This window comes from Streptococcus sp. CF8-6, assembly GCF_024295845.1.
GTDB classification, from domain to species: Bacteria; Bacillota; Bacilli; order Lactobacillales; family Streptococcaceae; genus Streptococcus; species Streptococcus oralis_BO.
Window position 1 is genome coordinate 323,828 of record NZ_JANCOF010000001.1, and the last position, 24,300, is coordinate 348,127.

Here is a 24,300-nt window from a genome sequence, read left to right on the forward strand (position 1 = left end):
GGATTTAAAAATGGCTAAAAAAGTCGAAAAACTTGTAAAATTGCAAATCCCTGCTGGTAAAGCTACACCAGCTCCACCAGTTGGACCTGCTCTTGGTCAAGCTGGTATCAACATCATGGGATTCACAAAAGAGTTCAACGCTCGTACAGCTGACCAAGCTGGTATGATCATTCCAGTTGTTATCTCAGTATACGAAGACAAATCATTTACTTTCGTTACAAAAACACCACCAGCTGCTGTTCTTTTGAAAAAAGCTGCAGGTGTTGAAAAAGGATCAGGTACACCTAACAAAACTAAAGTTGCTACAGTTACTCGTGCACAAGTACAAGAAATTGCAGAAACTAAGATGCCAGATTTGAACGCAGCAAACATTGAGTCTGCAATGCGTATGATCGAAGGTACTGCTCGTTCTATGGGATTCACTGTTGTTGACTAATCAATAACACAGTAGAAAATCTCACAGCAGTCTATTAGTTACTTTTCGTACTAGGCAAATGACTGAGGCTTGTACTTGGGTACAGCAAGGGAACTTAACGACGTAGGAAAAGAAAAATAATAGACTGAAAACCCGCAAGACTTCATCATTTCGAGGAGTGACGTGGGAGATGAAAATCGATTGAACCACTTACAAGGAGAATAGAAAATGGCTAAAAAAAGCAAACAACTTCGTGCTGCTCTTGAGAAAATCGACAGCACAAAAGCATACAGTGTAGAAGAAGCTGTAGCACTTGCAAAAGAAACTAACTTTGCAAAATTTGACGCAACTGTAGAAGTTGCTTACAACTTGAACATCGACGTTAAAAAAGCTGACCAACAAATCCGTGGCGCAATGGTATTGCCAAACGGTACAGGTAAAACTTCACGCGTTCTTGTTTTCGCACGTGGTGCAAAAGCTGAAGAAGCAAAAGCTGCTGGTGCAGACTTTGTTGGTGAAGATGACCTTGTTGCAAAAATCAACGACGGTTGGTTGGACTTCGACGTAGTTATCGCTACACCTGACATGATGGCTCTTGTTGGACGTCTTGGACGTGTCCTTGGACCACGTAACTTGATGCCAAACCCTAAAACTGGTACTGTAACAATGGATGTTGCTAAAGCAGTTGAAGAGTCTAAAGGTGGTAAAATTACTTACCGTGCAGACCGTGCAGGTAACGTTCAAGCAATCATCGGTAAAGTATCATTTGAAGCTGAAAAATTGGTTGAAAACTTCAAAGCTTTCAACGAAACAATTCAAAAAGCAAAACCAGCTACAGCTAAAGGAACTTACGTAACAAACTTGACTATCACAACTACTCAAGGTGTTGGTATCAAGGTTGACGTGAACTCACTTTAATTAACAGATTTTTAAAAACGAGTACGAATGTGCTCGTTTTTTAGGTACAACGGGCATTCCGTTCATCTGAGGTGTAAGTTCTCTGTGGGTACCATATACTAGTAAACCCAAAAGTGATTCCCAAGCCTGACTATTGTGAGTAGCTGATCGAACGGCATTAGGATAGACTGTTTAAGTCTGACGTTGGAAACAAGAATCGGTAGAGAAAGAGATAGAGAAATCTTGGCTATACGAATAGGCAGGTGATAGTAAAGCGCATATAGCGGATAAGGAGGCCAGCAACTCTAAAGTACAAATATGTAGTCGTAAACTATATGCGTAAACTACGTGAGCAATTGAATTCGAACTAGAGAGGTGATTAATAGATTTATGCTATAGTCATGGCAGCTTGTATGCTTTTGATTCTAGTTTATCAAATAATAGATTAGAATTGTCAGATAATATAATTTTATGTTATAATGAAGAAAAAATAGAGGTGTTCAAATGTCAGAAGCAGGTCATAAGTTTTTAGCAAAACTGGGGAAAAAACGCTTACGTCCAGGTGGAAAACGTGCTACAGATTGGTTAATTGCGGAAGGAGAATTTTCAAAAGAAAAGAGAATACTAGAAGTTGCGTGCAATAGGGGAACTACAGCAATTGAGTTGGCACAGCGTTTTGGTTGTAAGATAACTGCTGTTGATATGGATGGACAAGCCTTAGAAGTGGCTAAAAAATCTGCTGAAACGGCAGGTGTTGGTCATTTGATCAGATTTGAAAGAGCAAATGCAATGAAACTTCCTTATGAAGATGCTAGTTTTGATATTGTTATAAATGAAGCTATGCTGACTATGCAAGCCGATCAAGCTAAGAAAAAATGTGTAATGGAGTATCTAAGGGTTTTAAAACCTGAAGGTCTTCTTTTGACACATGATGTGCTTCTTAAGGAAGCTAAAGAGTCTGTCAGACAGGAATTGTCACAAGCAATTCATGTAAATGTAGGTCCTTTAACTCAAGATGGTTGGGAACAGGTGATGATAGAATCAGGTTATCATGATGTGAAAATATTGACTGGTGAAATGACATTAATGAAATTATCAGGTATGATTTATGACGAAGGTTGGCTAGGAACTTTGAAAATTTGCGTAAATGCTTGTAAAAAGGAGAATAGAAAGCAGTTTTTAACTATGTATAAAATGTTTGCTAAGAATAAACAGAAATTGGGCTTTATTGCTATGGCTAGTTATAAATCGTCAAATCGTTAGATAATTATTGAAGTTAACTTTTCCTTTTTTCTTTCTTAAAAAATATGCTATAATAGAGAGTAAAAAACTTTGAAAGAAAGAAAAAGATGAATTTAAAAGATTATATCGCAACGATTGAAAATTATCCTAAGGAAGGTATTACCTTCCGTGATATCAGCCCTTTGATGGCAGATGGAAATGCTTATAGCTACGCTGTTCGTGAAATTGTTCAGTATGCAACCGATAAGAAAATCGACATGATCGTGGGTCCAGAGGCTCGTGGATTTATTGTTGGCTGCCCAGTTGCTTTTGAGTTGGGAATTGGCTTTGCACCTGTTCGTAAACCAGGGAAATTGCCACGTGAAGTCATTTCTGCTGACTATGAGAAGGAGTACGGTATTGATACCTTGACCATGCATGCTGATGCGATTAAGCCAGGTCAACGTGTTCTCATCGTAGATGATCTTTTGGCAACAGGTGGAACTGTCAAAGCAACCATTGAGATGATTGAAAGACTTGGTGGAATTGTAGCCGGTTGTGCTTTCTTGATTGAGTTGGATGAGCTTAAAGGCCGTGAAAAAATCGGAGATTACGATTACAAGGTACTTATGCATTATTAATGAAAAACAGTCCTTGGGGCTGTTTTCTCTTCATCTGCTATATAAATTAACTATAGCTAGTTAGAGAAAAACTATAATTGAAAACTATATCTTCATACAGTATAATAAAGGGAAGATGTATTTGGAGGTTTTTGCTTTCAAACAGACAAGATCATTCCCGAAATAGAGAACTGTTAGGAGGGTATTATGCCGATTCGAATTGATAAAAAATTACCAGCTGTTGAGATTTTAAGGACAGAAAATATCTTTGTTATGGACGACCAACGGGCTGCTCATCAGGATATTCGTCCTTTGAAGATTTTGATTTTAAATCTTATGCCTCAAAAAATGGTAACAGAAACGCAACTCTTACGGCATTTGGCTAATACCCCTTTGCAATTAGATATTGATTTCTTATATATGGAAACACATCGTTCCAAGACAACTCGTGCCGAACATATGGAAACCTTCTATAAAACCTTTCCAGAGGTCAAGGATGACTTTTTTGATGGAATGATTATCACAGGAGCACCAGTAGAGCATTTGCCTTTTGAAGAGGTAGATTACTGGGAGGAATTCAAACAGGTCATCGAATGGTCCAAGACGCATGTTTTTTCAACCCTCCATATCTGTTGGGGAGCACAAGCAGGTCTTTATGTTCGCTATGGCGTTGAAAAGCACCAGATGGATCGGAAACTATCAGGTATTTACCCACAGGATACCTTAAAAGAGGGGCACCTTCTTTTTAGAGGTTTTGATGATCGCTATGTAGCTCCTCATTCTCGTCATACTGAGATTTTAAAAGAAGAAATCTTAAATAAGACCAATCTGGAGATTCTGTCAGAAGGTCCTGAGGTTGGGGTTTCTATCCTAGCTAGTCGAGATTTGCGTGAAATTTATAGTTTTGGTCATTTGGAGTACGATCGTGACACTTTGGCAAGAGAGTATTTTCGTGATTATGAGGCGGGACTCGACCCTCATATACCAGAGAACTACTTTAAAAATGATGATGTAAATGAGACGCCTTGTCTCTGTTGGTCTTCATCAGCTGCCCTCTTTTTCAGCAATTGGGTAAACTATGCAGTTTATCAAGAAACCCCTTTTGACTGGAGAAAGGTAGAGGATGATGCGGCTGCATTTGGATATCTATAAGAGGAATTATGACATATTTTGACGCTTTTAAATCAGGGAACTTGGTTTTGCCAAGTGCCCTGCTCTTGCATTTTAAGGAACTCTTTCCTTCTAGCGAAGATTTTCTGGTCTGGCAATTTTTCTATTTACAAAATACCACAGCCTTAGGAGATGTTTCACCTAGCCAAATAGCTGAAATCATTGGGAAAGAGGTGGCAGATGTCAACCAATCTATTTCAAATTTGACTGAAAATGGTTTGCTACAATATCGGACCATTGAACTAAATGGGGAAATTGAGCTGATCTTTGATGCTAGTTTGGCTTTTGAACGCTTGGATAGCTTACTAGACAGCCAAACTCCAGCTACAACTGCCCAAAACCCGCAGAATCAGTTGAAGGACCTGGTTGAGACTTTTCAGCAGGAATTAGGACGCTTATTAACACCATTTGAAATCGAGGATCTTTCTAAGACTGTCAAAGAAGATGGAGTTAAGGCGGATTTGATCAAGGAAGCTCTCCGAGAGGCCGTTCTCAATGGCAAGCCAAACTGGAAATATATTCAGGCCATCCTTCGGAATTGGCGTCATGAAGGTATTCAGTCTGTGGCTCAGGTAGAGGCCAAACGAGCAGAGCGAGGAGCCAACAATCCCAAACAGGTTCAGGCTTCGGCTGATTTCCTCGATGCCATGAATTTGTGGCAAGATTAGTCGCTTGAAAAATCTTGAAAATTAGAGTAAGGTTTGCAAGCTCCTTATAAATATGATAGAATAATAGTGAATAAAATGAAAAAAGAGGTATGTGAAATGTCACGTAAACCATTTATCGCTGGTAACTGGAAAATGAACAAAAATCCAGAAGAAGCAAAAGCATTCGTTGAAGCCGTTGCATCAAAACTTCCTTCATCAGACCTTGTTGAAGCAGGTATCGCAGCTCCTGCAGTTGATTTGACAGCTGTTCTTGCTGCTGCTAAAGGTTCAAACCTTAAAGTTGCTGCTCAAAACTGCTACTTTGAAAATGCAGGTGCGTTCACTGGTGAAACTAGCCCACAAGTTTTGAAAGAAATCGGTACTGACTACGTTGTTATCGGGCACTCAGAACGTCGTGACTACTTCCATGAAACTGACGAAGATATCAACAAAAAAGCAAAAGCAATCTTTGCAAATGGTATGCTTCCAATCATCTGTTGTGGTGAATCACTTGAAACTTACGAAGCTGGTAAAGCTGCTGAATTCGTAGGTGCTCAAGTATCTGCTGCATTGGCTGGATTGACAGCTGAACAAGTTGCTGCATCCGTTATCGCTTATGAGCCAATCTGGGCTATCGGTACTGGTAAATCAGCTTCACAAGACGATGCACAAAAAATGTGTAAAGTCGTTCGTGACGTTGTAGCTGCTGACTTTGGTCAAGAAGTTGCGGACAAAGTTCGTGTTCAATACGGTGGTTCTGTTAAACCTGAAAATGTAGCTTCATACATGGCTTGCCCAGACGTTGACGGTGCCCTTGTTGGTGGCGCGTCGCTTGAAGCTGAAAGCTTCTTGGCATTGCTTGATTTTGTAAAATAATCTCAGTTATTCCAGACAGTCTTCTAAGACTGTCTTTTTTATAGATGCTGTAAATTTTTCTTAAATTATCAGTCTATTACAACTTTTCTCAGATAGTACACTTTCCTTGCTATCGTTTTCTGGTAGTAGTATACTTATATTGTAACCACTAAGAAGATGGTTACAAAAAAAAGAAAGAGGTAAGAAATATGGTTGAATTGAAAAAAGAAGCAGTAAAAGACGTTACAACATTATCTAAAACAGCGCCAGTAGCATTGGCAAAAACAAAGGAAGTATTGAACCAAGCAGTAGCAGACTTGTATGTGGCTCACATTGCCCTTCACCAAGTACACTGGTATATGCGTGGTCGTGGTTTCCTCGTATGGCATCCAAAAATGGATGAATACATGGATAGCCTTGATGGTTATCTTGACGAAATCAGCGAACGTTTGATCACCCTTGGCGGCAAACCTTACTCAACTTTGACAGAATTCCTTCAACACAGTGAAATCGAAGAAGAAGAAGGAGAATTCCGTAACGTTGAAGAAAGCTTGGAACGTGTTCTAGCGATTTATCGCTACCTCATCGCTCTTTTCCAAAAAGCTTTGGATGTGACTGATGAAGAAGGCGATGATGTTACAAACGATATCTTTGTTGGTGCTAAGGCTGAACTTGAGAAAACAGTTTGGATGCTTGCAGCAGAACTTGGGCAAGCTCCTGGTTTGTAAAATATAGTTGCTACCCCTTTTATCATGAGGTGCTTGATAAGTGCTCATGACCAATCATCTTTTAAAAGTCATGTAACTGTAAACAGTTGCATGATTTTTTTGTCTGCTGGACTTAGGACACATTGTCAAAAGTAGGATTTTACGGTATAATAGTTGCTGTTCAATAACATATGAATTTTAAAGAATAATTGTTAGTTTTAGGAGGACTTATGAACAACTTACCAAATTGCCCGAAATGTAATTCAGAATATGTCTACGAAGACGGAAGCCTCTTGGTCTGCCCAGAGTGTGCCTATGAATGGAACCCTGCAGAAGTTGCAGAAGTAGAAGAAGGTGTTGTTGCTATCGATGCCAATGGAAATAAACTGGCTGACGGCGATACTGTGACCCTTATCAAGGACTTGAAAGTAAAAGGTGCGCCAAAGGATTTGAAACAAGGAACTCGTGTTAAAAATATCCGTATTGTAGAAGGTGACCACAACATCGACTGTAAGATTGATGGTTTTGGAGCTATGAAACTCAAGTCAGAATTTGTTAAGAAAATCTAGCCATGAAACTGAATTATAAATTTATCTTTTATAGTCGTGTGCTCTTGTTTTTAGCGGCATTTACAGGGGTTTATTTGGAGATTACCAAGCACGGTGGCTTTGGTATGCTCCTTTACTACACAGTGTTGTCCAACCTTTTGGTAACGATTTTCACGGGTTATCTGCTCCGTGTGATGAGCCGTTCAGGTGAAAATTGGCAAAGTCCGACCTTGCTTCGTCTCAAGGGTGGTGTTACCATGAGTATCATGATTACCTGTGTGATTTACCATTTTATGCTTGCTCCGATCGCGACAGACTTTTACCGTGTGGAAAATTTCCTTTGCCACTATATCGTTCCACTCTGGTTTTTAGCCGATACCCTCTTCTTCGATAAACGGGGTCAATACAAGATCTGGGATCCAGTCTTGTGGACCATCTTGCCCTTGGTTTATATGATTTTTGCCTTGTTTAACGGCCTGGTCTTAAAACTCAATATTCCGAATTCCAAGGACAATCCCTTCCCTTATTTCTTTTTAAATGTGAACAAGGGTTGGGACGTGGTTATCAAATGGTGTTTGATCATTTTTGCAGCGTATATGGTTGCAGGCTTTATCTTCTACCTAATCAAGCAAATCAAGCGAAAATAGTCTTCCTATTAGGAAAGTTAGGACGGAGTCTCTAGTTCAATCGGGCTCCTTCTTTTCTTGCCATCTTCCTTTTAAAAGGATAAACAGTGAGAAATATACAGAAAGAAAATTCATGAAACAATATTTAGAACGGGCTAGTATTTTGGCCCTCTCCCTCGTTTTGATTACCTCCTTCTCCATCTCAAGCGCTCTGCCAGCCATGTTTGACTACTATCAAGGCTACCCCAAAGAACAAATCGAGCTCCTGGTCAGTCTTCCTTCTTTTGGAATCATGATTATGCTGGTTTTAAATGGGTTTTTGGAGCGGTTATTTCCTGAGCGACTTCAGATTAGTCTAGGACTTCTCATCCTTTCTATCGGTGGAACAGCTCCTTTCTGGTATCAGGAGTACAACTTTGTCTTTGCGATGCGGATTTTATTTGGCTTGGGTGTTGGGATGATCAATGCCAAGGCCATTTCCATCATCAGCGAACGCTATCATGGAAAGACACGGATCCAGATGTTGGGGCTTCGCGGATCAGCAGAAGTTGTCGGGGCATCGATTTTGACTCTAGTGGTAGGTCAACTCTTATCCTTGGGATGGACAGTGACCTTCTTGGCCTACAGTGCAGGATTTTTAGTATTGATCCTTTATCTGCTCTTTGTCCCTTATGGGAAAGAAAAGAAAGAAACAAAGAAAAAAGAGACCGAAACGACTCGTTTGACAGGAAAGATGAAAGGCTTGATCTTTCTATTGGCTATCGAAGCAGCAGTTGTTGTCTGCACCAATACAGCTATCACCATTCGTATTCCTAGTCTGATGGTGGAAAGAGGTCTAGGGGATGCCCAGTTATCGAGCTTGGTTTTAAGTATCATGCAGTTGATTGGTATCTTGGCAGGTGTGAGTTTTTCTTTCTTTATCTCTCTGTTTAAAGAAAGGTTGCTCCTTTGGTCAGGCATCACCTTTGGATTGGGGCAGATTGTGATTGCCTTGTCTCCGTCATTGGGTGTGATGGTAGTTGGAAGTGTTGTGGCAGGTTTTTCTTACAGTGTGGCATTGACCACTGTCTTTCAGCTTCTTTCTGAAAGAATCCCAGCCAAGCTCCTTAATCAAGCAACATCTTTTGCAGTGCTAGGATGTAGCTTTGGAGCCTTTACGACACCGTTTATTCTTGGGGCGATTGGCTTGGTGACTCAAAACGGTATGTTGGTCTTCACCATTCTAGGATGCTGGTTGATTGTCACTTCTATCTTTGTTATGTACGCACTTCAAAAGAGAGCTTAGGATTGGTTTCCTAAGTTTTTCTTTTTGGGAATTTTGTACCCAGACAATTATTGGTTTTTAAACTTGTTTACACTTTTATTTCCTGATAAAATAGAAGTTATGACAAGATATAAAGCAACTATTTCTTATGATGGTTTTGCCTTTGCCGGTTTTCAGCGCCAGCCTCATGCGCGGAGCGTTCAAGAGGAAATCGAAAAAACCTTAACGAGACTCAATAAGGGGCAAGTCATCACTGTTCACGGTGCTGGTAGGACGGATAGTGGGGTCCATGCTCTGGGACAGGTCATTCATTTTGATCTGCCCTATCAGATGGATGAGGAAAAACTCCGTTTTGCCCTGGATACCCAATCTCCTGAAGATATCGATGTAATCTCGATGGAGCTTGTGGCGGATGATTTTCATTGCCGTTATGCCAAGCACAGCAAGACCTATGAGTTTATCGTGGATAGGGGCCGTCCTAAAAATCCCATGCGCCGTCACTATGCTACTCACTTTCCTTATCCGCTTGATGTAGAGCGGATGCAGGATGCTGTCAAGAAATTAGAGGGAACCCACGATTTTACCGGTTTTACAGCATCTGGGACTAGTGTAGAGGACAAGGTTCGGACCATTACAGAAGCCAGTCTTAGTGTTGATGATACAGGGCAGTTTTTGACCTTTACCTTTTCAGGAAATGGCTTCTTGTATAAGCAGATTCGCAATATGGTGGGGACGCTGCTCAAAATCGGAAATAATCGAATGCCAGTTGAGCAGATTGACTTGATTTTGGAGAAGAGGGACAGGCAACTTGCAGGTCCCACGGCTGCACCGAATGGCTTGTATTTAAAGGAGATTCGTTATGAAGAATAATCGTATTTTAGCCCTTTCTGGGAATGATATTTTTAGTGGTGGTGGTTTATCAGCCGATCTTGCTACCTTTACCTTGAACGGCTTGCACGGCTTTGTAGCTGTAACTTGTTTAACGGCCTTGACCGAAAAGGGCTTTGAGGTCTTTCCAACAGACGATGTTATTTTTCAACATGAGTTGAACAGCTTGCGTGATGTCGAGTTTGCAGGGATTAAGATTGGCCTTCTTCCTACTGTCAGCGTAGCTGAGAAGGCCTTGGACTTTATTAAGCAACGTCCAGGAGTGCCTGTGGTATTGGATCCCGTTTTGGTCTGCAAGGAAACGCACGACGTGGCTGTCAGTGAACTCTGTCAAGAGTTGATTCGCTTTTTCCCTCATGTCAGTGTGGTTACGCCAAATCTTCCTGAAGCAGAATTATTGGCTGATCAGGAAATTAAAACCTTGGAAGACATGAAAGCAGCAGCGCAGAAATTGCATGATTTAGGAGCGCCAGCAGTTATTATCAAGGGAGGCAATCGCCTCAGTCAGGACAAGGCTGTAGATGTCTTTTATGATGGACAAACTTTTACAGTTCTAGAGAATCCCGTTATCCAAGGCCAAAATGCTGGCGCAGGTTGTACCTTTGCCTCAAGCATCGCTAGTCACTTGGTTAAAGGTGATGAACTTTTACAAGCAGTAGAAAGTTCTAAAGCTTTCGTTTACCGTGCCATTGCACAAGCAGATCAATATGGAGTAAGACAATATGAAGCAAACCAAAACAACTAAAATCGCCCTTGTATCCCTTTTAACCGCCCTTTCAGTAGTCCTAGGCTATTACTTGAAAATTGGAACGCCAACAGGAATGTTGACTCTCTTGGATGCAGGTATTTTCTTTACTGCCTTTTACTTTGGTAGTAAAGAAGGAGCTGTCGTTGGAGGACTAGCAGGATTCCTGATTGACCTTTTATCAGGCTTTCCACAGTGGATGTTCTTTAGCTTGATAAACCATGGCTTGCAAGGATTTTTTGCAGGTTTTAAAGGGAAATGGCAATGGCTGGGCTTAGTCTTAGCTACTATCGTCATGGTAAGTGGCTACGCTCTGGGCTCAACCCTAATGAATGGCTGGTCAGCAGCCTTACCAGAAATCATACCAAACTTCCTGCAAAATACTCTGGGTATGATTGTAGGGTTTGTAGTCTTTCAGAGTGTCAAGAAGATAAAATAAAAAAGTCAGCTTCAATAGCTGACTTTTTGCTTGTCTAGATTTAATCAAAATAAAGCAAGTCTTTGCTGGTGCTTGTAAAGAGGTCAAAGCCATCCTTGGTAACAACACCGCAGTCTTCGATACGAACACCGACTTTACCAGGGATATAGATACCAGGTTCAACAGAGAAACACATGCCTTCTTCGATGACCATGTCGTTTCCTTCCATGATAGAAGGGAATTCGTGGACATCCATACCGATACCGTGACCGAGACGGTGGTTGAAGTACTCACCGTAACCAGCTTTTTCAATGACTTCACGGGCAGCGCGGTCAACTTCATGTGCAGTCACACCTGGCTTGATAAAGTCAAGGGCAGCTTGTTGGGCTTCAAGAGTCAAGTTGTAGATATCTTTTTTGAATTGATCTGGTTTACCGACAGCGACCGTACGAGTCATATCTGAGGCGTAGCCATTAACCATGACACCGAGGTCAAAGAGGAGAAGGGCGTCCTTTTCAACCTTGTTTGCACCAGGAATTCCGTGTGGATTTGCAGCGTTATTACCAGTCAAGACCATGGTATCAAAGCTCATTTCATAGCCTTCACCTTTCATGGCAAAGTCAATTTGGGCAATGATATCTGTCTCTGTTTTATCAAGAGAAATATTGTCAAAACCAACTTTTACAGCCTTATCAGCATAGATACCTGCAACCATCATTTTTTGCACTTCATCAGCTGATTTGACGAGGCGCATGCGTTGGATGCGAGAAGTGAGGTTTTCAAACTCAGCAGTTTCAAAAACTGTTTTCAAACCATGGTATTTGGTCAAGATGAGATTGTCAAACTCAACAGCGACACGTTTGAAGTCAAATTGAGGCAAAGCGTTTTTGATTTTTTGCCATGGATTTTCAGAATCCACATAGCCCACAACTGGGAAGGAAACGGTGCTACTTGCACGTTCTACTTCAAGGGCTGGGACAAAAAGGAGGGGTTCTTGATCCGCTAGAACAAAGAGGAACATTTGGCGTTCATGGGGATCACTGTAAAAGCCAGTGAGGTAATTAATAGTGACGGGGTCAGATACGACAGCGACGTCTAGTTTTTCTGATTCAAGATATGTTACGATTTGTTGTAATTTAGACATATGCTACCTTCTTTCTACCCCTCTATTTTGGCAAAAAAAGAGAGAAAATGCAAGGGAGAAGGGTAAAAGAACAAGCAAAAAGAACTCCGACAAGATAGGGGAGTTCTTTGATATAATTTTCCTTAGTTTAAGAAAAGTCTGCCTTGCTTTTGACGTCGCTGTATTCTTCAGCGATTTCTTGACTGAGAATGTCTTCATAGGCAGGGAGTTGGATATCCTGACCGTATTTCTTCTTGAGGGCAGTGGTGACTAGGCGATAAGCCAGATTGGCATTACGAGAGAGGATAGGTCCGTGGAAGTAGGAACCAAAGACATTCTTATAATGAACCCCTTCGCCGATCTTTTCTTCGTTATTTCCATTTCCATAGACAACCTGACCCAGCGGTTTTTGGTCATCAGAAAGGAAGGTACGACCTTGGTGATTTTCAAAGCCGTAGTAGGTTTCATCGAATTCGTCATTATGAATCTTGATGTCACCGATAAAGCGGTTATTGGTCTGGTTGAGGGTATAGTGGCCCATGACACCGAGTCCTTCGATACGTTTACCTGAAGCTTCAACATAATATTGCCCCAAAAGTTGAAAACCACCGCAGATGGCTAGAACTACTCCGTCGTTTTGGATGTAGTTGTCAATGCTTTCTTTTTTAGCAGGAAGGTCGCCTGCGATGATGCTTTGTTCAAAGTCTTGACCGCCACCGAAAAAGGCGATATCATAGTGGTTTTCATCAAAGTCATCATGGAGAGAAACGATGTCAACCGTCACATGAGCTCCCAGTTTTTCAGCCACATACTTGAGCATGAGGATGTTGCCATTGTCCCCGTAGGTATTCATGAGGTTTCCATAGAGGTGGGCGATATTGAGCTGATAAGGGTAGTTGCCAGCTTTTGAGGAAAGTGAAGTATAAACCATTAGTTCATCTCCTTTCTAACAATCTGACGATTAGCCAGCAGTTCGCGGAATTCCAGCATAGCAGTATAGGTAGCCAGGATATAGGCATGCTTGCAGTCTTGGTTCTCAATGGTCTTGAGAACTTGCTCCAGATTGCTTGTCTCAGTGATTTTCTCGGCTGGATAGCCTGTCACTCGTAGACGACGTGCAATTTCAGAATGACGAACACCGCCAGCGTTGATTTCAGGAATGTCCATGTCAGTGATTTGTTCAAAGTCAGCATCCCAGATCCAGCTAGTGTCTATTCCGTCTGCATAGTTGGCATTGAGGAGAACAGATAAACTAAATGGATAAGGAGCTAGTTTGATCATCTCGATAGCTTGGGTAGCGCCAACAGGATTTTTAATCAAGACAAGGGTGCATTCTTTGTCACCGATATGGAAGGTTTCCTGGCGTCCAAAGACAGCACGGCTCTTATCAAATCCTTGCTTGATCCGTTGCGAATCTGCACCGAGGAATCGAGCAATGGCAACCGCAGCTAGCGCATTGTAGATGTTGTAGAGTCCACCGATTTGGATGCCGTATTCTTGTCCGTCAATGACAAAGCGAGAGTGATTGTTGGTCAACTCAACCAATTCTGTCAGACGGTAGTCCAAGTCAGGACGTTTGCATCCACAATTTTCACAGATATAGGCTCCCAAGTTGGCATAGGTATTGAGTTCATATTTGAGGATACCTTGACAGTCAGGGCAGAGAATTCCTTCGGTATTGTAGTGAGCCAGTTGGGCTGGACCTTTTTCTAAGTCAAAACCAAAATACTGTACTGGATTTGGAATAGCTGGCTTGTAGAAAAGGGGACTGTCACCATTTAGAAGAACAGTAGCCGTAGGCACCTTGCGGATAGCATCCAAAATCATCTTATAAGTTGTGTAAATCTCACCGTAGCGGTCCATCTGGTCACGGAAGATATTAGTGATGACAAAAAGACTAGGATGGATGTAGTCACAGATACGAGATAGACTGGCTTCGTCAATTTCTAGGACTGCAATATTTTTTCCAGTTTTTGAAGATTTTGCAGTCAAGAAGGTTGTTGTAATCCCCGTAATCATGTTGGCACCACTAGGATTGGTCAGAACCTGACCATAGACCTCTTTTAAAATACCGACAGTGAGGGCAGTTGTCAGGGTTTTCCCGTTGGTTCCAGTGACCACGACAATCTCGTAGTTCTTAGCTAAATTTTGTAAAATATCTTTATCAAATTGAAGGGCGAGTTTTCCTGGGAGCGTACTTCCGCGGCCAAGATGGCTTAAAACGAAGTGAGAAGAACGCCCAGCAAGAAGGCCCAAAGTAGTTTTTAATTTCATGTTTCTATTATATCATACTGCGCCCAGCAGTCCAATAACTAAAGTAACCTCTAAGATCAACTAAAGAAGTAACCTTAGAAGTGCTTTTTAGGTTCTGATTAAACCAAACCAATCAAATACAATATCTTTGGATTTGATAACTTTGGCAACTTTAAGAAATAAATCTTTCTCACTCTGAATATAAGAAAGGAGAGGACATCGATTATCCTCTACAGGTTTTAAAATTTCATTAATCCATTATAACTGACAAAGATACCTAACTTTTGGGATTTAGATCATTTTTTGGAAAGTCTCTTTTATAATAAATTACGAATTTTTTCTTTTATAAATGCGTTAAGAGGATAGTGTTTATCAAGATATTCTAGGAGTTCCTGAGCAGATTCAGAAATTCGTTCGTAACCTTGCAAAAAGTGAGGCAATTGTTTGGCCTCGTTTGGATAACCTTTTTCAAATCTTCTGTTGCTGTTAAAAATATCTATAAAATCAGATTTAGAAGTTTTTTCCAAATTGATTAGTTCGGTCCAAAGCTTGACGGATCTGTTTTGGATGAAATCATAAGCAGCCAATTTTTCGCCTCGTTGATAGCGACCTAGTCCTATATATAGATTGCATAAAATCTCTCCCAACAGCCATTCACGGTCTCTATTTTCTTTTGATGGCAATCTTTGTGGCTGGCAGATTGTTCCATCAAAACCGACCTCCTTCCAGATAATCTTGCCTTCAGCGAAGGGAATGTTTACTAGTTCATGAGCTTCAAAGACAGCAAATTCACAAAAAACATCATCTTCAAATAGAACTTTATGTCCGTCCACTGTATTTTGGTAGTGAAATGCAATTGGTTCTAGATTACTTAACCAAGTTAGATCCTGTATATAGGCCTGCTTGTAGCCATCTTTTACAATAACAAAAAAATCCAAATCTGAGTATTGATCCAATCGGTCTCTTTCTACTCCGCAAGAACCAAGTGCCAGCAAAGCTAGTGCTTGTCTAGAATCTTTTAGAGACTGACCAATATTATCTAGTCTTTGTAACAGTAATTCTGTTTTATTCATAATCGTTACCTCATTATTTCTTGTTTACAGACATTATATAGTTAATGTTTTCGAAAGTCAATTTCATCCCATACCAAATATATACTAATGTAATATGGGATTTCTTTCGATATTTTTTACAATGATAAAGTTTAAACATTTTGCAGGGTATTGCTCATATTATCAAGAATGAAGAAATTTGAAGTATCCTTTGATTGATTAGAAAGTGATTCTTATCTTTAAAAAGATTAAATAATTTGGAAAATATTTAAGAAGAAAAAATATATCGACTTAACCATCAATTTGCAAACGGTAAAACCTTTCCACAAACGATGAAAATACACATACGACCCGCGCAAAGAGTGGATAATTTACTAATTAGGCATGAAACAATCATTGCAAAATATACTTTTTAAATTACCCATAAAACGATGAGCTGAAGCGAGTTATTCAAAGTCATATGTATTGCTGATATTTGAAAGAGTGACCTGAGACCCAATATATAATTAGGACTGCTAAGTAAAGTTTGGACATTATATCATAAAAGAAAAAAAGACAGATTTGATACTCAATGAAAATCAAAGAGCAAACTAGGAAGCTAGCCGCAGGCTGTACTTGAGTACGGCAAGGTGAAGCTGACGTAGTTTGAATTTGATTTTCGAAGAGTATGAGATTTCGCAGAAGCAAAAACAGCCCAAATAGGGCTGTTAGCTAACAAATCAGTCTCAACTTAAATCGCAAACAAGTCATTCAAGTTCTCAGCCAAGGTTGGATGAGTGAAGATCTGTTTTGTGAAGTAAGTGTACGGAATCTTGTTGTCCATAGCAACGGTGATGATGTTGATGATTTCTTGTGAACCTTCTGAGAAGATAGTTGCACCGAGAATTTCTTTTGTTTCAGTGTTGACAACAGCTTTGAAAGCTCCACGAAGGTCTCCATTTACGTGACCACGAGGCATCGCAGCAACAGGGATTTCCTTGACAGCGTATGGAAGTTTCAAATCAGCTGCTTGGCTTTCTGTCAAACCAACTTGTGAAAGTGCAGGTGTGATGAACATGGTGTTTGGTACATTGAGACGGTCTTCAAGAGTGTAGCTGCCATCTCCAGCAAGATAGCTGTAGACAACACGGAAGTCATCAAGTGAAATGTAGGTAAATTGAGGTCCACCGTTGACGTCTCCAACTGCAAAGACACCAGGAACGTTTGTTTGACAATGTTTGTCTACCTTGATAGCACCACGTTCAGTAAGTTCGATATCTGTATTTTCAAGTTGAAGTGGTTCTATGTTTGGTTTACGTCCAGTTGCGTAGAGAAGAGCATCGAAACGGTAGGTTTCGTTTTCAGTTACGACAAGGACTTGGTCACCGTCGTTTTTGATTTCAGTAGTACGGATGTTTTGAAGCAATTCAATGCCGTCTTCTTCCATGTATTGTTTAGCAAGAGCTGCGATGGAAGGTTCTGCTCGAGGTAGGAAAGTATCCAAGGCATCTAGGACTGTGACCTTGCTTCCAAGTCTGTTGTAAAGACCAGCAAATTCAAGACCGATATTTCCGCCACCAAGGACACCAAGTTTTTCAGGCAATTTGTCCAAGTTTTGGATACCTGTTGAGTCAAAGACATTTTTACTTGTAGCAAGTCCAGGAATTGGCAAGACGTTTGAAACAGCACCAGTGTTGATAACGATAGTTTCAGCAGTCAGCTCTTGTTTTTCATCACCAGCCTGGATTTCGATGACTTTATTTGAAAGGAAGTGAGCTTCCGCATCAAAGATATCCACGCCTGTTCCCGCAACAGTAGCATAGTTTTTACCGTTGAGGCGACTAGTGATAGTATTTTTGGTAGCAATGACTTCTTCAAAAGACAAGTCTTTCTCAGCAGCAACTAATAAGGTTTTAGTTGGGATACATCCGATGTTGATACAAGTTCCACCGTACATAGCTTTGCTACGTTCAACCAGAGCAACTTTTTTGCCAGCTGAAGCCAATTTACCAGCTAGTGTTTTCCCAGCTTTACCAAATCCAATAACGATTAAATCATATGTTAACATTTATAGTCCTCCTATTCGAATTTCATTCTAGCACAAGAAAAAAACTTTTGCACAAATCTGCTACGGGAAATGAAGTGAGTTTGAAATGGTCTCTTCAAATCCTCTGAAAAACAAGTTTCAGGTTACTTTACAGCTAGAAAATCGTTTACATGATATTCCTAATGGATTCTACTATCTTTTGCTTCTCTCTTGTGTTATACTAGATAGGTTGCAAAGAAACTCGTACTTTTCTTTCGTGGAAAAGAAGCAACACGGTATCTCGTTTTAAAGAAGATACGTCATGAAAAGAAAAGTATAAACTAAAGCCCTATAGGGTGGCTTCGCACCACCTTTAGAAAGAAGAATAACGTGAAATTTAATGAATTTAACTTGTCTGCTGAATTGCTAGCAGAGATTGAAAAAGCTGGATTTGTAGAAGCCAGTCCTATCCAAGAACAGACCATTCCCTTGGCTCTCGAAGGAAAAGACGTTATCGGTCAAGCTCAGACTGGTACAGGAAAAACTGCAGCCTTTGGCTTGCCAACCCTTGAAAAAATCCGTACAGAAGAAGCGACCGTCCAAGCCTTGGTTATCGCTCCAACTCGTGAACTCGCTGTCCAAAGCCAAGAGGAACTCTTCCGCTTTGGTCGTAGCAAGGGTGTGAAAGTTCGCTCAGTTTACGGTGGTTCCAGCATTGAAAAACAAATCAAAGCCCTTAAATCTGGTGCTCACATTGTGGTAGGAACACCAGGTCGTCTCTTGGACTTGATTAAACGCAAGGCCTTGAAATTACAAGACATTGAAACTCTGATCCTTGATGAAGCGGACGAAATGCTCAACATGGGCTTCCTTGAAGACATCGAAGCCATCATTTCCCGTGTCCCTGAAAATCGTCAAACCTTGCTCTTTTCAGCAACCATGCCAGATGCGATCAAACGTATCGGTGTTCAGTTTATGAAAGACCCTGAGCATGTCAAGATTGCTGCCAAGGAATTAACAACAGAACTAGTTGACCAATACTATATCCGTGTTAAGGAACAAGAAAAATTTGATACCATGACACGTCTCATGGATGTAGAACAACCAGAACTTGCTATTGTATTTGGTCGTACCAAACGCCGTGTAGATGAATTGACTCGTGGTCTGAAAATCCGTGGTTTCCGTGCTGAAGGAATTCATGGAGACCTAGACCAAAACAAACGTCTTCGTGTCCTTCGTGATTTTAAAAATGGGAATCTTGATGTTCTAGTTGCGACAGACGTGGCAGCGCGTGGTTTGGATATTTCAGGTGTGACCCATGTCTACAACTACGATATTCCACAAGATCCTGAAAGCTATGTTCACCGTATCGGTCGTACAGGTCGTGCTGGTAAGTCAGGTCAATCTATTACTTTCGTAGCACCAAATGAAATGGGTTACCTTCAAATCATTGAAAACTTGACTAAGAAACGAATGAAAGGCTTGAAACCAGCGACAGCAGAAGAAGCCTTCCAAGCTAAGAAACAAGTAGCGCTTAAGAAAATCGAACGTGACTTCGCAGACGAAGCAATTCGTGGCAACTTTGAGAAATTTGCTAAAGATGCTCGTAAGTTAGCCACTGAATTTAGTCCAGAAGAATTGGCTATGTATATCTTGAGTCTGACAGTCCAAGATCCAGACAGCCTTCCAGAAGTGGAAATTGCGCGTGAAAAACCACTGCCATTTAAACCATCAGGTAATGGCTTTGGTAGCAAAGGTAAGGGAGGTCGAGGAGGCCGTCGTGGAGACGACCGTCGAGATCGTGGTCGCCGTGATGACTTCAAGAAAGGCAGTCGTGGAAACGATCGTTTTGATAAAGACAGACGTTACCGTAATAAAGACAATAAAAAACCTCGCAACACTTCAAGCGAAAAGAAGACCGGCTTTGTTATTCGTAACAAAGGAGACAAATAGAAAAAAGCGATTCACAATGTGAATCGCTTTTATATATAAGGAGACCGATAGTAAAAGAAGATGGTGATAGTAAAGGATAGGTGAAACGGAAAGGGATTTATCATGTCATCTTCTTATAATGTTATAATATCAAAAATAAAATAGGATGTCAATAAAAAACTTCGCTTTTTTCTAAAATATTTTTGCTGTTCAAAATTGCAATTAAATAAGCAATTTTCAGATAATTATTGAAATAAAGACTTTTCTATGTTATAATGGAAGCGATTATATGCGAGGTAAAAAATGGCACATTTATTAGAAAAAACAAGAAAAATCACGTCTATTCTAAAGCGCTCTGAGGAGCAACTCCAAGATGAACTTCCTTACAATGCGATCACACGCCAGTTAGCTGATATTATTGACTGTAACGCTTGTATTGTGAATAACAAGGGACGTCTCTTGGGCTACTTTATGCGTTATAAGACCAATAATGACCGAGTAGAACAGTTCTTCCAAACTAAAACCTTCCCTGAGGTCTATGTACAAGGGGCAAACATGATTTATGATACGGAAGCAAATCTTCCTGTTGAACATGATTTGACCATTTTCCCTGTGGAGAGCCGTGCGGACTTTCCAGATGGGTTGACAACGATTGCTCCGATTCATGTATCAGGGATTCGCCTAGGTTCGTTGATTATTTGGCGCAATGATAAGAAGTTTGAAGATGAAGATTTGATCCTTGTCGAGATTGCGAGCACGGTTGTGGGAATTCAACTATTGAACTTCCAACGTGAAGAAGATGAGAAAAATATTCGCCGTCGTACAGCTGTTACTATGGCGGTCAACACCCTTTCCTATTCAGAACTTCGTGCCGTATCAGCTATTTTAGCTGAATTGGATGGAAATGAAGGTCAGCTGACTGCGTCTGTTATTGCAGACCGTATTGGCATTACACGCTCAGTGATTGTCAATGCGCTTCGTAAACTGGAGTCGGCGGGAATTATTGAGAGTCGTTCATTAGGAATGAAGGGGACTTATCTCAAAGTTCTAATTGGTGATATTTTTGAGGAAGTGAAAAAGAGGGACTACTAATGGCAAAGGCTTTAATCTCGATTGACTATACAGAGGATTTCGTAGCAGATCATGGAAAGCTAACTGCTGGCGCACCTGCTCAAGCAATATCAAAAGCCATTGATCAGGTAACCCGATTAGCTTTTGATCGTGGAGACTATATCTTTTTTACCATTGATGCTCATGAGGAGAAGGATGCATTCCACCCAGAAAGCAAGCTCTTTCCACCACACAACATCATTGGAACTAATGGGCGTAACCTTTATGGACCCCTAGCTGACTTTTATGCTGACCATGAGGCGGATAGCCGTGTCTTTTGGATGGACAAACGTCACTATTCAGCATTTTCTGGAACGGACTTAGATATCCGCTTGCGGGAACGTCGGGTAGATACAGTCATCCTAACTGGAGTGCTTACTGACATTTGTGTCCTTCATACGGCTATTGATGCCTATAATTTAGGTTATCAAATAGAGATTGTCAAGTCTGCGGTTGCCTCTATTTGGCCAGAAAATCATCAGTTTGCTCTTGGGCATTTTAAGAACACATTGGGAGCCAAATTGCTGGATGAAAACCTTGCTACAATCGAACTATAAGCCTGTTGGAAAAATGAAAAAAATCTGAAAAAAGTGTTGACAAAGATTTTGAAAGTTGATATACTAGTAAAGTAATCGACGCGGGGATGGCGGAATTGGCAGACGCGCAGGACTAAGGATCCTGTGACCGCTTTAGGTCGTGAGGGTTCAAGTCCCTCTCTCCGCATAGGGTAAGAGTTAGCTTTGGCTAGCTCTTTTTTGTTAGCTTATATAGTGACTATTCAACAAGAGAGGTCTACCTTTCTTGTTTTTTTCTTTTCTTTTAAATAGTGCTATAATATAGATAGAAAGTAACAGTAAAAAGTCTTATATGAAAGATCATCGAGTAATGGATACTAATAGGTTTAGTTAAAACGGATATATAAGTTAGGAAAGGAGGACTAGATAGTCATTTGGTATTTGAAATGAGTATTTCAAAAATGTAAAGGAGGATTACGATGGTTAATGAACTTCAACGAATAATGAGCGCCTTTATTCAAATTCTCTTTATTATTTTACTACCTTCTATCTGGTGGTTTCTGACTGTGAGGGGAAAAGTCCCATTTATGGAATGGATAGGGCTAAAAGCTATCAAAACAGCAAAAACTTTGCAGCTGATTTTATGGATGGTAGGGGGATTTTCCTTATTTACTATTTTTTCTATCCTTATCTTTCCTCTTACGCGTAGTCTAGAAACAGCCACTTCGGCTTTTTCAGCTATGGGCTTTAAGGCTTTACCAAGTATTCTAATTTACAGTATTTTGCAAACATCTTTGCCAGAGGAACTACTATTTAGAGGTTTTCTACTCAAACGAATGGCAAATCACATGCCGTTTGTCTTTGCAAATACCATACAGGCCTTCACTTTTGGATTGCTTCATGGAGTATTGTTTGCTTCAGTAGTAAGTTTGGAAGTCACTTTTTTCATTATATTCTTTACTGGAGCAATAGCAGCTTATCTTGGTTTTGTTAATGAAAAGATAGCAGGAGGATCAATTTTACCAAGTTGGCTAATGCATGCCACAGCCAACATCCTCTCTGGTTTAGTTTCTGCATTTTCTTTGCTTTGAGTGGATAAAGTTATAAAAATGGAGCTGGTAGAAATACCAGCTTTTTTTCAAAATAAATCAAAAAAATTTTTTGATTTCATAAACATTTCATATTTAGATTTTATAATAGTCTTACAAATATGGAGGTGACAAATGAATCCAATCCAAAGAGCTTGGGCTTATGTCAGCAGAAAACGACTGAGAAGTTTTATTTTATTTCTTATTTTATTTGTCCTTTTAGCAGGAATTTCAGCCTGTTTGACTCTTATGAAGTCCAACAAAACAGTAGAAAGCAATCTTTACAAATCACTCAATACATCTTTTTCTATCAAAAAGATAGAAAATGGACAGACCTTCAAGTTGTCAGACCTAGCATCCGTGAGCAAGATTAAGGGACTGGAAAATGTCTCTCCTGAACTCGAGACGATCGCAAAACTGAAAGACAAGGAAGCGGTGAGTGGTGAGCAGAGCGTAGAACGAGATGATTTGTCAGCCGCGGACAAGAACTTGGTTAGCTTAACGGCTCTTGAGGATTCCTCCAAGGATGTCACCTTTACCAGTTCGGCTTTCAATCTAAAAGAAGGGCGACACCTTCAAAAAGGGGATTCCAAGAAAATCCTGATTCACGAAGAGTTGGCCAAGAAGAACGGTCTTTCGCTTCATGACAAGATTCGCTTGGACGCTGGTCAGTCCGAATCTGGAAAAGGGCAAACAGTAGAGTTTGAGATTGTCGGCATCTTTTCTGGTAAGAAACAAGAAAAATTCACAGGCTTGTCCTCTGACTTCAGTGAAAACCAGGTCTTTACAGACTATGAAAGTAGCCAGACCCTTCTGGGAAATAGTGAACCTCAAGTCAGTGCAGCACGCTTCTATGTTGAAAATCCTAAGGAAATGGACGGACTCATGAAGCAGGTGGAAAACTTGGCTTTGGAAAGTCAAGGTTACCAAGTCGAGAAGGAAAACAAGGCCTTTGAACAAATCAAAGACTCAGTGGCAACCTTCCAAACCTTCCTCACCATCTTCCTTTATGGGATGTTGATAGCAGGAGCAGGAGCCTTAATTTTGGTCTTGTCCCTCTGGTTGAGAGAAAGGGTCTACGAAGTGGGGATTCTACTCGCACTTGGAAAAAGCAAGATCTCAATCTTCCTACAATTCTGTTTAGAGGTAGTTTTGGTATCTCTCGGAGCTTTGCTTCCATCCTTTATCGCTGGAAATGCCATTACATCCTATCTACTCCAAACTGTACTAGCCAGTGGAGATCAGGCAACCTTACAGGACACGCTGGCCAAAGCAAGCGGTCTATCAACCAGTCTCCTATCCTTTGCAGAATCCTATGTCTTTCTGCTCCTGATTGGTTGCTTATCAGTAGCCCTTTGTTTCGTATTTCTATTTAGAAAATCGCCTAAGGAAATTTTATCATCTATTAGTTAATACTCTTCGAAAATCTCTTTAAACCGTGTCAGTCTTATCTGCAACCTCAAAGCTGTGCTTTGAGCAGCCTGCGGCTAGCTTCCTAGTTTAATCTTTGATTTTCATTGAGTATAAGAAGGAGAAATCATGACTTTATTACAATTGCAAGATGTTACCTACCGTTATAAGAACACTGCTGAGGCAGTTTTATATCAGATCAAGTATAATTTTGAACCCGGAAAATTTTATAGTATCATTGGTGAGTCAGGAGCTGGAAAATCCACTCTCTTGTCCCTACTGGCTGGTCTAGATAGTCCTGTTGAAGGTTCTATCCTTTTCCAAGGAGAGGATATTCGGAATAAGGGATATTCTTACCATCGCATGCACCATATTTCCCTGGTCTTTCAAAATTATAACTTGATAGATTATCTTTCTCCGCTGGAAAATATCCGCTTGGTCAACAAAAAGGCAAGCAAGGATACACTTCTTGAGCTTGGTTTGGATGAAAGTCAGATCAAGCGGAACGTTCTCCAGTTATCAGGTGGTCAACAACAACGTGTAGCCATCGCTCGCAGTTTGGTCTCAGAAGCTCCAGTTATTCTAGCTGATGAGCCAACAGGAAATCTGGATCCTAAAACTGCTGGAGATATTATCGAACTGCTCAAGTCACTTGCCGAGAAAACAGGTAAATGTGTGATCGTCGTCACCCACAGTAAAGAAGTGGCACAAGCGTCAGATATTACACTTGAATTGAAGGATAAGAAACTAACTGAAACTCGCAATACTACAAAATAAGATGAGTTTGTTTT

General features: G+C 40.6%; 25 protein-coding genes and 1 tRNA gene. 21 read left to right on the top strand and 5 right to left on the bottom strand.

All coding sequences use genetic code 11. The annotated features are described in order from the left end of the window. Positions 1–10: 10 nt before the first annotated feature. The 14 genes from rplK to NML69_RS01575 all read left to right on the top strand — a co-directional run bounded on the left by rplK (position 11) and on the right by NML69_RS01575 (position 11,042). A complete protein-coding gene (gene rplK, locus NML69_RS01510; protein ID WP_001085808.1) occupies positions 11–436 on the top strand; it encodes a 50S ribosomal protein L11 in 426 nt (141 codons plus the stop codon). A 207-nt stretch (positions 437–643) separates the two neighbouring features. Further along, the gene (rplA, locus tag NML69_RS01515; RefSeq protein ID WP_001085675.1) at positions 644–1,333 is read left to right on the top strand and encodes a 50S ribosomal protein L1; all 690 of its coding nucleotides are present in this window, start codon (positions 644–646) and stop codon (positions 1,331–1,333) included. A 483-nt stretch (positions 1,334–1,816) separates the two neighbouring features. Then, positions 1,817–2,575 carry a class I SAM-dependent methyltransferase gene (locus NML69_RS01520; protein WP_254725103.1) on the top strand — a complete coding sequence of 253 codons (759 nt, stop codon included), beginning with the start codon at positions 1,817–1,819 and terminating at the stop codon, positions 2,573–2,575. A gap of 86 nt (positions 2,576–2,661) precedes the next feature. After that, positions 2,662–3,174 carry an adenine phosphoribosyltransferase gene (locus NML69_RS01525; RefSeq protein ID WP_001049315.1) on the top strand — a complete coding sequence of 171 codons (513 nt, stop codon included), beginning with the start codon at positions 2,662–2,664 and terminating at the stop codon, positions 3,172–3,174. Positions 3,175–3,360: 186 nt separating this feature from the next. Then, on the top strand, positions 3,361–4,305 hold the full coding sequence (metA, locus tag NML69_RS01530; RefSeq protein WP_001122729.1) for a homoserine O-succinyltransferase: 945 nt from the start codon (positions 3,361–3,363) through the stop codon (positions 4,303–4,305). Between the two features lie 8 nt (positions 4,306–4,313). Beyond that, on the top strand, positions 4,314–4,991 hold the full coding sequence (locus NML69_RS01535) for a DnaD domain-containing protein (RefSeq protein WP_254725104.1): 678 nt from the start codon (positions 4,314–4,316) through the stop codon (positions 4,989–4,991). A 96-nt stretch (positions 4,992–5,087) separates the two neighbouring features. Further along, the gene (gene tpiA, locus NML69_RS01540; protein ID WP_000087899.1) at positions 5,088–5,846 is read left to right on the top strand and encodes a triose-phosphate isomerase; all 759 of its coding nucleotides are present in this window, start codon (positions 5,088–5,090) and stop codon (positions 5,844–5,846) included. A 188-nt stretch (positions 5,847–6,034) separates the two neighbouring features. Further along, the gene (locus NML69_RS01545; protein WP_000229890.1) at positions 6,035–6,553 is read left to right on the top strand and encodes a DNA starvation/stationary phase protection protein; all 519 of its coding nucleotides are present in this window, start codon (positions 6,035–6,037) and stop codon (positions 6,551–6,553) included. A 209-nt stretch (positions 6,554–6,762) separates the two neighbouring features. After that, positions 6,763–7,101 (top strand): zinc ribbon domain-containing protein YjdM, encoded by a 339-nt coding sequence (locus NML69_RS01550; protein ID WP_001061600.1) that lies wholly within the window; start codon positions 6,763–6,765, stop codon positions 7,099–7,101. Positions 7,102–7,103: 2 nt separating this feature from the next. Then, entirely contained in the window at positions 7,104–7,727 is a 624-nt protein-coding gene (locus NML69_RS01555; RefSeq protein WP_000775204.1) for a Pr6Pr family membrane protein, read from the top strand. 112 nt (positions 7,728–7,839) lie between these two features. Further along, positions 7,840–8,991 (top strand): MFS transporter, encoded by a 1,152-nt coding sequence (locus NML69_RS01560; protein ID WP_254725105.1) that lies wholly within the window; start codon positions 7,840–7,842, stop codon positions 8,989–8,991. Positions 8,992–9,090: 99 nt separating this feature from the next. Beyond that, positions 9,091–9,840, top strand: coding sequence for a tRNA pseudouridine(38-40) synthase TruA (truA, locus tag NML69_RS01565; protein WP_254725106.1), 750 nt, complete (start codon positions 9,091–9,093; stop codon positions 9,838–9,840). Continuing rightward, positions 9,830–10,603, top strand: coding sequence for a bifunctional hydroxymethylpyrimidine kinase/phosphomethylpyrimidine kinase (locus NML69_RS01570; protein WP_254725107.1), 774 nt, complete (start codon positions 9,830–9,832; stop codon positions 10,601–10,603). The genes truA and NML69_RS01570 overlap by 11 nt, the downstream gene beginning before the upstream one ends. Further along, positions 10,581–11,042: an ECF transporter S component gene (locus tag NML69_RS01575; protein ID WP_198459901.1), complete on the top strand. Its 462-nt coding sequence runs from the start codon at positions 10,581–10,583 to the stop codon at positions 11,040–11,042. Before NML69_RS01570 ends, NML69_RS01575 begins: the two co-directional genes overlap by 23 nt. Before the next feature lie 40 nt (positions 11,043–11,082). Here NML69_RS01575 and NML69_RS01580 read toward each other — a convergent pair whose 3' ends face one another. From NML69_RS01580 to NML69_RS01600, 5 genes are all read right to left on the bottom strand, one after another. Then, the gene (locus NML69_RS01580) at positions 11,083–12,165 is read right to left on the bottom strand and encodes a Xaa-Pro peptidase family protein (protein WP_254725108.1); all 1,083 of its coding nucleotides are present in this window, start codon (positions 12,163–12,165) and stop codon (positions 11,083–11,085) included. 127 nt (positions 12,166–12,292) lie between these two features. Then, complete coding sequence (gene gatD / locus NML69_RS01585; protein WP_038806325.1) at positions 12,293–13,075, bottom strand: lipid II isoglutaminyl synthase subunit GatD; 783 nt, start codon at positions 13,073–13,075, stop codon at positions 12,293–12,295. Then, entirely contained in the window at positions 13,075–14,418 is a 1,344-nt protein-coding gene (murT, locus tag NML69_RS01590) for a lipid II isoglutaminyl synthase subunit MurT (RefSeq protein WP_254725109.1), read from the bottom strand. The genes gatD and murT overlap by 1 nt, the downstream gene beginning before the upstream one ends. Before the next feature lie 296 nt (positions 14,419–14,714). Further along, complete coding sequence (locus NML69_RS01595; RefSeq protein WP_254725110.1) at positions 14,715–15,470, bottom strand: hypothetical protein; 756 nt, start codon at positions 15,468–15,470, stop codon at positions 14,715–14,717. 709 nt (positions 15,471–16,179) lie between these two features. Next, entirely contained in the window at positions 16,180–17,496 is a 1,317-nt protein-coding gene (locus tag NML69_RS01600) for an FAD-containing oxidoreductase (protein ID WP_254725111.1), read from the bottom strand. 348 nt (positions 17,497–17,844) lie between these two features. Here NML69_RS01600 and NML69_RS01605 point away from each other — a divergent pair, with 348 nt between their 5' ends. From NML69_RS01605 to vex2, 7 genes are all read left to right on the top strand, one after another. Further along, positions 17,845–19,407 carry a DEAD/DEAH box helicase gene (locus NML69_RS01605; RefSeq protein ID WP_254725112.1) on the top strand — a complete coding sequence of 521 codons (1,563 nt, stop codon included), beginning with the start codon at positions 17,845–17,847 and terminating at the stop codon, positions 19,405–19,407. Positions 19,408–19,689: 282 nt separating this feature from the next. Further along, entirely contained in the window at positions 19,690–20,478 is a 789-nt protein-coding gene (gene codY / locus NML69_RS01610; protein WP_000940725.1) for a GTP-sensing pleiotropic transcriptional regulator CodY, read from the top strand. Beyond that, on the top strand, positions 20,478–21,053 hold the full coding sequence (locus NML69_RS01615; RefSeq protein ID WP_198459891.1) for a cysteine hydrolase family protein: 576 nt from the start codon (positions 20,478–20,480) through the stop codon (positions 21,051–21,053). Before codY ends, NML69_RS01615 begins: the two co-directional genes overlap by 1 nt. A gap of 80 nt (positions 21,054–21,133) precedes the next feature. Then, positions 21,134–21,219, top strand: a tRNA-Leu gene (locus tag NML69_RS01620). Positions 21,220–21,490: 271 nt separating this feature from the next. Then, positions 21,491–22,102 carry a CPBP family intramembrane glutamic endopeptidase gene (locus NML69_RS01625; RefSeq protein WP_254725113.1) on the top strand — a complete coding sequence of 204 codons (612 nt, stop codon included), beginning with the start codon at positions 21,491–21,493 and terminating at the stop codon, positions 22,100–22,102. 132 nt (positions 22,103–22,234) lie between these two features. Next, entirely contained in the window at positions 22,235–23,512 is a 1,278-nt protein-coding gene (locus NML69_RS01630) for an ABC transporter permease (protein ID WP_198459887.1), read from the top strand. Between the two features lie 126 nt (positions 23,513–23,638). Beyond that, positions 23,639–24,286, top strand: coding sequence for an ABC transporter ATP-binding subunit Vex2 (gene vex2 / locus NML69_RS01635; RefSeq protein WP_000173735.1), 648 nt, complete (start codon positions 23,639–23,641; stop codon positions 24,284–24,286). Positions 24,287–24,300 lie beyond the last annotated feature (14 nt).

Coding starts and splice junctions, on each gene's coding strand:
- rplK (WP_001085808.1), top strand. CDS start 11: ATGGCTAAAAAAGTCGAAAAACTTGTAAAATTGCAAATCCCTGCTGGT.
- rplA (WP_001085675.1), top strand. CDS start 644: ATGGCTAAAAAAAGCAAACAACTTCGTGCTGCTCTTGAGAAAATCGAC.
- NML69_RS01520 (WP_254725103.1), top strand. CDS start 1,817: ATGTCAGAAGCAGGTCATAAGTTTTTAGCAAAACTGGGGAAAAAACGC.
- NML69_RS01525 (WP_001049315.1), top strand. CDS start 2,662: ATGAATTTAAAAGATTATATCGCAACGATTGAAAATTATCCTAAGGAA.
- metA (WP_001122729.1), top strand. CDS start 3,361: ATGCCGATTCGAATTGATAAAAAATTACCAGCTGTTGAGATTTTAAGG.
- NML69_RS01535 (WP_254725104.1), top strand. CDS start 4,314: ATGACATATTTTGACGCTTTTAAATCAGGGAACTTGGTTTTGCCAAGT.
- tpiA (WP_000087899.1), top strand. CDS start 5,088: ATGTCACGTAAACCATTTATCGCTGGTAACTGGAAAATGAACAAAAAT.
- NML69_RS01545 (WP_000229890.1), top strand. CDS start 6,035: ATGGTTGAATTGAAAAAAGAAGCAGTAAAAGACGTTACAACATTATCT.
- NML69_RS01550 (WP_001061600.1), top strand. CDS start 6,763: ATGAACAACTTACCAAATTGCCCGAAATGTAATTCAGAATATGTCTAC.
- NML69_RS01555 (WP_000775204.1), top strand. CDS start 7,104: ATGAAACTGAATTATAAATTTATCTTTTATAGTCGTGTGCTCTTGTTT.
- NML69_RS01560 (WP_254725105.1), top strand. CDS start 7,840: ATGAAACAATATTTAGAACGGGCTAGTATTTTGGCCCTCTCCCTCGTT.
- truA (WP_254725106.1), top strand. CDS start 9,091: ATGACAAGATATAAAGCAACTATTTCTTATGATGGTTTTGCCTTTGCC.
- NML69_RS01570 (WP_254725107.1), top strand. CDS start 9,830: ATGAAGAATAATCGTATTTTAGCCCTTTCTGGGAATGATATTTTTAGT.
- NML69_RS01575 (WP_198459901.1), top strand. CDS start 10,581: ATGAAGCAAACCAAAACAACTAAAATCGCCCTTGTATCCCTTTTAACC.
- NML69_RS01580 (WP_254725108.1), bottom strand. CDS start 12,165: ATGTCTAAATTACAACAAATCGTAACATATCTTGAATCAGAAAAACTA.
- gatD (WP_038806325.1), bottom strand. CDS start 13,075: ATGGTTTATACTTCACTTTCCTCAAAAGCTGGCAACTACCCTTATCAG.
- murT (WP_254725109.1), bottom strand. CDS start 14,418: ATGAAATTAAAAACTACTTTGGGCCTTCTTGCTGGGCGTTCTTCTCAC.
- NML69_RS01595 (WP_254725110.1), bottom strand. CDS start 15,470: ATGAATAAAACAGAATTACTGTTACAAAGACTAGATAATATTGGTCAG.
- NML69_RS01600 (WP_254725111.1), bottom strand. CDS start 17,496: ATGTTAACATATGATTTAATCGTTATTGGATTTGGTAAAGCTGGGAAA.
- codY (WP_000940725.1), top strand. CDS start 19,690: ATGGCACATTTATTAGAAAAAACAAGAAAAATCACGTCTATTCTAAAG.
- NML69_RS01615 (WP_198459891.1), top strand. CDS start 20,478: ATGGCAAAGGCTTTAATCTCGATTGACTATACAGAGGATTTCGTAGCA.
- NML69_RS01625 (WP_254725113.1), top strand. CDS start 21,491: ATGGTTAATGAACTTCAACGAATAATGAGCGCCTTTATTCAAATTCTC.
- NML69_RS01630 (WP_198459887.1), top strand. CDS start 22,235: ATGAATCCAATCCAAAGAGCTTGGGCTTATGTCAGCAGAAAACGACTG.
- vex2 (WP_000173735.1), top strand. CDS start 23,639: ATGACTTTATTACAATTGCAAGATGTTACCTACCGTTATAAGAACACT.